Consider the following 1,676-nt stretch of genomic DNA (forward strand, 5'->3'; position numbering starts at 1 on the left):
GTGCGTACGCAGCGTGACGCCCGCCTCGGCGTACCAGGCGGCCATCGGGGCGGTCACCTCGGCGGGCAGCGCCTCGACGAGCGGCCGTTCCCCCGCCTCCACGACGGTGACCGCGCAGCCCGCCTCGCGGGCCGCCGTGGCGAACTCCGCGCCGATCCAGCCGGCACCGACCACCACGATGTCGTGCTGCCGCGCGAGCACCGGCCGCAGCCGCGCGACGTCGTCCAGGGTGCGCAGCAGATGCACGCCGGGCACGCCCTCCGCGCCCGGCAGCCGGAGCGGTTCCGCACCGGTGGCGACCACCAGGACGTCGTACGGGACGGGCCCGTTCTCCGTGTCCAGTTCGTGGTCGGCGGGGCGCAGGCCGAGCACCTCGCAACCGAGCCGCAGCTCGACGCCGGCGTCCTCGAAGTCGACGTCGAAGGCGGAGTCCTCGGCCTTGCCGAGCAGCACCGCCTTGGACAACGGCGGTCTGTCGTACGGCTGGTGGGGTTCCGCGCCGATCAGGGTCACGGCGCCGGTGAAGCCCTGCTCCCGCAGGGCGAGGGCGGTCTGCACGCCGGCCATGCCCGCGCCCGCCACCACCACCCGCCGCGGCTCGGACCGTCCCGGTCCCTGCGTCTGCTCGCTCACCCGATCACCTTAGACACCTGACGCGGCATCATCGGCGAGCTGTTCCACCACGCTCGTCCCGCTGCCCGGCTGCGACTCCCACCGCCAGTCCTCCTCCAGCCGCACCCGCCCGTCGGGCAGTTCCACGACCGTCGACACGCAGTGCCCCGAGGAGGTCGTGCCGTCCCGCTTGAGCTGCACGTACCGGAAGTCCAGCCGGTCCCCCGCGCGGGTGCCCACCAGGTGCCCGCGCACGACGTCGCCGCCCGCGTACTCGGCCCAGATCTCGCCGCCCCGCTCGTGGTAGACGAACCGGGTGCGGGTGCCGACCTGGCCGGGAGCCTGGTCGGCCACGGGGGCGAGGACGAGTCCGTCGAGTGATGGTGCCACGCGGAGGCTCCCTTACAAGCGCGATGCCCTGAGGGCTAGGGTGGCCAACGTACAAGCACTCGCGGGAGCCCGGACGCACCGGGCTGAGAGGGAGGCTGGCGGCCTCCGACCGTACGAACCTGATCCGGGTCATGCCGGCGAAGGGAGGGGCTGGACGCCCATGTCGCCCACGCGTACCTCAGACGTCCTCGTCGTCGGGGGCGGAATCATCGGTCTGGTCACGGCCTGGCGGGCCGCGCAGCGCGGTCTCGCCACGGCCGTGGTGGACCCCGAGCCGGGCGGCGGCGCCGCCCGGGTGGCCGCCGGGATGCTGGCCGCCGTCACGGAACTGCACTACGGCGAGGAGACCCTGCTCGGTCTGAACCTCGCCTCCGCGCGGCGCTATCCCGGCTTCGCGGCCGAACTGACCGAGCTGACCGGCCACGACCTCGGCTACCGCGCGTGCGGCACGCTCGCCGTGGCACTGGACGCCGACGACCGCGCCCACCTGCGGGAACTGCACGCCCTGCAGCAGCGGTCGGGGCTGGACTCGCAGTGGCTGTCCGGGCGGGACTGCCGGCGCCTGGAGCCGATGCTCGCGCCGGGGGTGCGCGGCGGCCTGCGGGTGGACGGCGACCACCAGATCGACCCCCGGCGGCTGGCGGCCGCACTGGTCACCGCCTGTGAGCGCGCGG

General features: G+C 74.7%; 3 protein-coding genes and 1 riboswitch. Of the genes, 1 reads left to right on the plus strand and 2 read right to left on the minus strand.

Going from position 1 to position 1,676, the window contains the following annotated elements:
- A partial coding sequence (locus tag B7767_RS37735; RefSeq protein ID WP_143652869.1) for an NAD(P)/FAD-dependent oxidoreductase occupies positions 1 to 633 on the minus strand: 633 nt, incomplete at its 3' end.
- 9 nt (positions 634 to 642) lie between these two features.
- Positions 643 to 1,002 carry a hypothetical protein gene (locus B7767_RS37740; protein ID WP_085575928.1) on the minus strand — a complete coding sequence of 120 codons (360 nt, stop codon included), beginning with the start codon at positions 1,000 to 1,002 and terminating at the stop codon, positions 643 to 645.
- 51 nt (positions 1,003 to 1,053) lie between these two features.
- Positions 1,054 to 1,165, plus strand: a riboswitch (TPP riboswitch).
- Here B7767_RS37740 and B7767_RS37745 point away from each other — a divergent pair.
- On the plus strand, positions 1,163 to 1,676 hold a 514-nt coding region (locus tag B7767_RS37745), incomplete at its 3' end, for an FAD-dependent oxidoreductase (protein ID WP_143652870.1). Its footprint overlaps the riboswitch before it by 3 nt.

The sequence above is a fragment of the Streptomyces sp. 13-12-16 genome (genome assembly GCF_002114215.1).
GTDB lineage: Bacteria > Actinomycetota > Actinomycetes > Streptomycetales > Streptomycetaceae > Streptomyces.